The sequence below is a fragment of the Roseospira navarrensis genome, from assembly GCF_009601025.1.
GTDB lineage: Bacteria > Pseudomonadota > Alphaproteobacteria > Rhodospirillales > Rhodospirillaceae > Rhodospira > Rhodospira navarrensis.
Genome location: NZ_WIVE01000007.1, coordinates 1 through 5,768, shown reverse-complemented (window position 1 = coordinate 5,768; position 5,768 = coordinate 1). Strand labels below are relative to the sequence as shown.

Below are 5,768 nucleotides of genomic sequence, written 5' to 3'. Positions count from 1 at the left end.
CAGCACCCGCCAGCGTCCGATGCCAACGGCATATGACGCCGATGCCAACGGCATCTGACGAGCGAGGGCCGCTGGTCTCATGCGCCTCTGGTCGCCTCGCCCGCCCCGCGCCCCGGCGCCGCGCCGTAGGCCTCAAGCAGCGCCCCCACCGTGCCGGACCAACTGAAGGACTCCTCCACGTGGCGGCGCGCCCGTTGGCCGATCGCGGCCCGGTCGGCCGCCACGGTTTCGATGTTGGCGGCCATGGCGGTCGCGTCGTCCACCGGCCCCAGCGCCCCCAGGTCCGGCGGCACCCGTTCCGGCAGCGCGCCGGCGTCCACACCGACCACCGGCAGGCCGCAGGCCTGCGCCTCGATGATGCTGAGCCCGAACGTCTCGTGCGGCCCCGCTGTCACGTAGAGGTCGGCCGAGGCCAGCAGGCGGGCCAGCGCCGCCTTGTCGGTCTGGAACGGCAGCAGGGTCAGGGCCGGCCGGGTCCGGGCCATCTCCTCCAGCTCGTCGCGCAAGGGGCCGTGCCCGATCAGGCACAGCCGCGCGTGGCGGTCCTCGGGCAGGGCATCCAGCGCCTCGACCAGGGTGAGCACCCGCTTCTCGTGGGACAGCCGTCCGGCATAGATCAGCAGCAGATCGTCCGGCTCGGCGCCCGCCTCGGCGCGCGCCTCGGCGCTGCCCCGATCGGGGTGGAACCCCTCCAGATCCGCCCCCAGCGGCACGACGCGGACCCCGTCCACGCCGTACTCGTTCAGCCGCGCCGCCTGCGCGGGGGACGGCGCAAAGGCCAGGTCGCAGGCCTCGAACACGCCCGCCATGTAGCGTTCGATGCCGGCCGCCGCGACCTCGGAGATGCGGTCGCCCAGTTTCGTCCAGACCGAGTCCTCGGAGTCCGACAGCCAGTCGCGGGCGACGTTGCGCAGCGGGGCCGCCACATAGGCCTCGGCGACGTCGGTGTGGAAATAGCCGCCGAGCACGCAGGGCAACCCTTTCTCCCGCAGCCGGTTGCGGGCCGAGATCGCGGCCCAGGCCTCCAGGTAGTAGCTGCCCAGTTCGATCACGTCCGGCCGCAGATCGACCAGAACGTCCCGGATCTTGCGCGGCCGGATGAAGGAGCGATAGGCGTCCTGGCCGGGCAACAGCGGGCTCTCGATCTCCACCGTCACCAGCCGCCCGTCCTCGTGGACCCGGTCCTGTTCGCCCGGGATCACCAGCACATGGGTGTGCTCGGTCTGCTCCGTCAGGATGCGGCGTTTCTGGTCGATGTAGGTGCGGATGCCCCCGCTGCTGTCGTTGTAGGCCAGCGTGATGTCGCACAGCTTCATGCGCGGTCTCCCGGATGGTTGGCGGCGGGAGACAGGCTCAGGGTCTCGCCGAACGCAAGATGGAACGTCCGCTCGCCCCACGGGCCGCGCACCGTACCACGCACCGCGCCGCCGGACCGGATCTCGGCGCGGATGTCCAGGCCAGGGTGCGGCAGGGACAGGGTGAGCCGGTGGCCGGCGGCGCGCTCCGGGAAGCGGGGGGTGAGGGTCAGGCCCTCCGGCTCCCGGCGCAGCCCGAACAGGGTCTCGATCACCAGCGTGTTGACCAGACCGGACCAGCCGACGAAGTCGATCACGGGCTTGTCCCCCAGGGTCACGCGTTTCCACAGGTTGCCGCGCTTGCGGTGGAGGGCGTCCACGCCCGGCCGATCCGGATCATAGAACTCGTGGATGTGCCCCGTCAGCCGCGCCGTGCGGTAGACGCCGTCGCACAGGCGAAACGCGAGGTCGGCGGCGGTCTCGCCGGAACCGTATCGCTCCAGCCCCTGGATGACGGCATAGGCGGTGTTCACCCACACGGGGCCGCGCCACATGTCCTTTTCGAACGCGGGATCGGAGGCCGCGACGGACGGCAGCGGGATCGGCGTATTGAACGCCTCCAGGTCCACGATGTGGGTGTGCAACCGCTTCGCCCGGTCGGGGTCGGGTATCCCGGCCCAGAGAGGCAGCAGGGACGCGATGGTGCGGCACCGGATGAACGCGCCGCTGTCCATGTCGCGGTCGAAGTACAGCCCTTCGGTCTCGTCCCACAGGACCGCGTTCGCCTGGGCGCGCAGGGCGGTGGCATCGGCCTCGTGCGCCGCCGCCTCGCCCGTGCGCCCGATCCTCCGCGCCAGGGCCGCCAGGGCATCGCAGGTGAGCACCATATAGGCCGCGAAGTCGGGCGCGGCGACGCGACGGGTGTCCCGCAGCCGGCGTTCATCGCGGGAGCCGAAGCGCGGGGCGTTCTCGCCCCCGGATTCGTAGGCATGATCCCAGGCGAACAGGCCGTCCGCCGTGCGCCGGTGGGTATAGAGCCACCGTTTGTAATCGCACAACGGCCCGTACAGGTCCGCCAGTCCGACACCCTCGGTCTCGGCCGCGTCCAGACCGTCCACGAGTTGGCGCAGGGCCCAGGCGAGCAGGGGCGGCTGGGTATAGGGCGACCGGGCGAAGGCGGCGGTGAAGTGGCGCAGGCGGTCGCCGTCGCGCGTCTCCACCACCGCCCGCAGCACGTCGGCCGCGACGGCCGGGTCCCACCACCGCCAGACCTGCGCGATGAAGGCGGAGTCCCACAGATAGATCGCCGGGAACGACGGCGCCGGATGGGCATGGCGCACCCCGGCCATGTCGTTCGGTGTGTGCAGGTTCATGTACAGGGCCGCGTTGACGGCGGCGAAGCCCCGGTCCCACGCCCGGTCGGGATCGTCCGGCCCTTCCAGCGTCAGCACCGGGGGCGGATGGCCGATCCCCTTGGCACGCATCAGGGCCTGCGTCACCTCGGCCGGGGCGGCCCGCCTCAAGCTGGAGAAGACGCGGGCCAGGACGAAGTGTTGCAGGCCGAACCAAGCCAGCCGGGCCAGACCGCGCAGGTCGACCCAGCCGCGCCGCAGGCGGGCCGCCACGCGGGGCCCTCGGATCGCGGTGTGCTCCGTCATGGCGCGGGATCGCCTCCGTCAGTGACCGGCGGTGTGGGGGCGCGCCTTGCGCGCCTGCGGGCCGTAGGCGCCTTCCGCCCCGGCCACCACGAAGCGCGCGGCGTCGCCGTTCGCGATGTCCTCCAGGGCGCTGTGTTCCAGCACCGCGCGCAGCGCCCCATAGGCCTGATTCCGGGTCTCGACGGCGGGCGTCTCGGTCAGCCTGTTCAGCCACGTGTTGGCTTCGTGATCGGCCTGATCCAGGCGGGTGACGGTCATGAGGGACCTCCCGTTGGGACAAGAGGGCACGCGGCGTGGTCAGCTTTCCGCGCCGACGGTTCCCCCGGGCAACGCGCGCCGGGCCGGGCGGGTTCCACCCCGCCGCCCGCGGGCGGCCCGGCTGGGCCTGTGCCTCTTGAAAAGCCGCGCCCGGACTGATTCCATGGGCATGGTCCGGACGAGTCCGGGTCATGGATGCTCCGGATTGGACCCTTTCATGCTGCACGGCCTGATCGAAAACGGCGCGCCGCTTCTCGCCTGGGGCGGGCTGGCGCTGGCGGGGATCGCCGCCCTTGGGCTGGTCGCGGCCCTGCTCGACTATGCCCACCGCACGGTGCAGCGCGAGACGGCGGAGCGCATCTTCGCCCAGTGCGTGGCCGAGCACCTGGACACCCTGGCCCGCAACCGCGACCAGAAGATCCACATCGACTGTTATGGGGTCGTGGATGCGTCCGAATGGTGCCGGGAGGCCAAGTACTTCATCGACAAGGTCATCATGCCGCACCTGTCCGACGCGCAGGCCCGGGTGATCCGGAGCGATCTGAACCGCTATGCCCTGCATCTGCTGGAAAAGCCCGTGCACCGCCGGTGCGTGGCGATCGCGGCGGACTGCGCGTTCGATCCCGACATGGACGGCTATGCCTTCGAGCGCTTCTGTGCCGGGCTGCTGGACCGCGCCGGCTGGACGACCGAGGTGACGGCGGCCTCGCAGGACCAGGGCGTGGACATCATCGCGACCCGGGACGGCGTGCGGGTCGCCATCCAGTGCAAGAAGTACGGCGGGCCCGTGGGCAACAAGGCCGTGCAGGAGGCCTCGACGGCCCGGCTGCATGCCCGCTGCCGCCATGCCGCCGTGGTGACCAACGCCACCTTCACCCGCAGCGCCTCGGCGCTGGCGCAGAGCAGCAGCGTGCTCCTGCTGCATTACAGCGATCTGGCGCGCCTGGATGCGATCCTGGCGGGCGAGCAGGTGGCGTGATCCGCCCGCCCCGTTCCATTGAAGAGGACCCCCGCCCGTGATCGTCATTCAGGGCCTGATTCTTCTCGCGATCGCCGTGGTCGGCGGCTACGCCCTGCACAAGGCCCTGCACCGGGCGTTCCGGGCGCCCCGCCTGGGCGCCGGGACGGACCCGGGCGATCTCCTCGTCAACGGGCAGGGCGTGCGCCTCCCCACCGCCAAGGGCAAGAGCCTGTTCGGCTGGTACGCGCCGCCCCCGGCGGCGCCCGACCGACCGTCGGCGCCGGCCCTGGTCGCGATCCATGGCTGGGGCGCCAGCGCGGATGGGCTGCTGCCGCTGGCCGGGGTTCTGCAGGCGGCCGGATACGGCGTTTTGCTGCTGGATGCCCGCTGCCATGGGCGCAGCGACGACGACTCCTTCGCCTCCCTGCCCCGGTTCGCCGAGGACCTCTCGGCCGGGCTGGCGTGGCTGCGCGCCCGTCCGGAGATCGATCCCGCCCGCCTCGGCGTGATGGGGCATTCCGTCGGCGCCGGGGCCGCGCTGCTGACCGGCAGCCGGCACCCGGACCTGGCGGCCGTGGTCAGCCTTGCGGCGTTCGCCCATCCGGAGGAGGTGATGCGCCGGACGCTGGAGGGCTGGCACGTGCCCTATCGCCCGATCGGGTGGGTCATCAATCGCTACGTGGAGCGCATCATCGGCCATCGCTTCGCGGACATCGCGCCCGTGACCACGGTTGCGCGCCAGCAGGCCCCGGTTCTCCTGCTGCACGGCACGGCCGACACCGTCGTGCCGATCGCCGAGATGATGCGCCTGCGGGACGCGGCCCGGGCCGCCGGGTGCGTCGTGACCGCGGAGCCCCTGCCGGGCGTCACGCACGAGGGCCTGGACACCGAGACCGGCGAGAGCCGCCTGGACCTGGCCGCCGGGACCATCCTGGCGTTCCTGGAACGCCACGTGCCCGTCGCCGATCTTGAGCGTGCTCAGGCGGACGGATGGCAAGGCGAAGAGCTGTCTGACCCGTCTCCAGAACGGTGGACACCTCCGACAAGCGCCCTCGGGAGTGGAGACGTGGACGATGACGACCAAGACCCGACGGTCCTTCACGGATGAGTTCAAGCCGGACACGGTGGCGCTGTTGGCGAGCAGCGGCCGGCCCTCGGGGCGGGTGGCCCGCGTGATGCGCCGCCATGGCGTCCAGGCCAAGTGGCGCCGGGCCTATCGGCCGTGTCCTACGGACAGCAACCACACTCTGCCCGAGGCGCCCAGCCTGCTGGACCGGCAGGTCTCGCCGGACGCCCCAGGGCGAGCCCCCACGAAAGCCCTGGGCTCGCCGATATGTCTTACATCCCAACCGCCGAGAGGGTGGCTGTGCCTCGCCGTGGTCCTCGACCTGTTCGCCTCCATCGAAGGGACTTACACTCGCTGGCGCCTGCACTCGGCGCTTGGCTCCATCACCGAGGAGCAAGCCGCGTTTCGTGCCGCGTAACCCGGTGTCCACTTTTTCGGGGCAAGGTCACTTGCTGTGACGAGGTAACCGGTATGGCACACGGTCAGAATTCGGGGATATATCCAGATTTTTCGATACATATCGGGATTTA

General features: G+C 71.3%; 6 protein-coding genes. 3 read left to right on the top strand and 3 right to left on the bottom strand.

What is annotated here, in order from left to right; all coding sequences use genetic code 11:
* Positions 1–77 precede the first annotated feature (77 nt).
* Genes GHC57_RS04020 through GHC57_RS04010 form a run of 3 tightly spaced genes read right to left on the bottom strand, consistent with a single transcriptional unit; the run spans position 78 to position 3,211 of the window.
* A complete protein-coding gene (locus GHC57_RS04020) occupies positions 78–1,316 on the bottom strand; it encodes a glycosyltransferase (RefSeq protein WP_153341427.1) in 1,239 nt (412 codons plus the stop codon).
* The gene (locus GHC57_RS04015) at positions 1,313–2,953 is read right to left on the bottom strand and encodes an MGH1-like glycoside hydrolase domain-containing protein (protein ID WP_153341425.1); all 1,641 of its coding nucleotides are present in this window, start codon (positions 2,951–2,953) and stop codon (positions 1,313–1,315) included. Before GHC57_RS04015 ends, GHC57_RS04020 begins: the two co-directional genes overlap by 4 nt.
* A gap of 18 nt (positions 2,954–2,971) precedes the next feature.
* On the bottom strand, positions 2,972–3,211 hold the full coding sequence (locus tag GHC57_RS04010) for a DUF2267 domain-containing protein (protein ID WP_153341423.1): 240 nt from the start codon (positions 3,209–3,211) through the stop codon (positions 2,972–2,974).
* Positions 3,212–3,416: 205 nt separating this feature from the next.
* On the opposite strand from GHC57_RS04010, the gene GHC57_RS19820 reads away from it, so the two are divergent.
* The 3 genes from GHC57_RS19820 to GHC57_RS03995 are packed head-to-tail and all read left to right on the top strand — an operon-like array spanning position 3,417 to position 5,656.
* On the top strand, positions 3,417–4,190 hold the full coding sequence (locus GHC57_RS19820) for a restriction endonuclease (protein ID WP_153341421.1): 774 nt from the start codon (positions 3,417–3,419) through the stop codon (positions 4,188–4,190).
* Between the two features lie 37 nt (positions 4,191–4,227).
* A complete protein-coding gene (locus tag GHC57_RS04000) occupies positions 4,228–5,280 on the top strand; it encodes an alpha/beta fold hydrolase (RefSeq protein WP_153341419.1) in 1,053 nt (350 codons plus the stop codon).
* On the top strand, positions 5,246–5,656 hold the full coding sequence (locus tag GHC57_RS03995; RefSeq protein ID WP_153341417.1) for a transposase: 411 nt from the start codon (positions 5,246–5,248) through the stop codon (positions 5,654–5,656). The genes GHC57_RS04000 and GHC57_RS03995 overlap by 35 nt, the downstream gene beginning before the upstream one ends.
* Positions 5,657–5,768 lie beyond the last annotated feature (112 nt).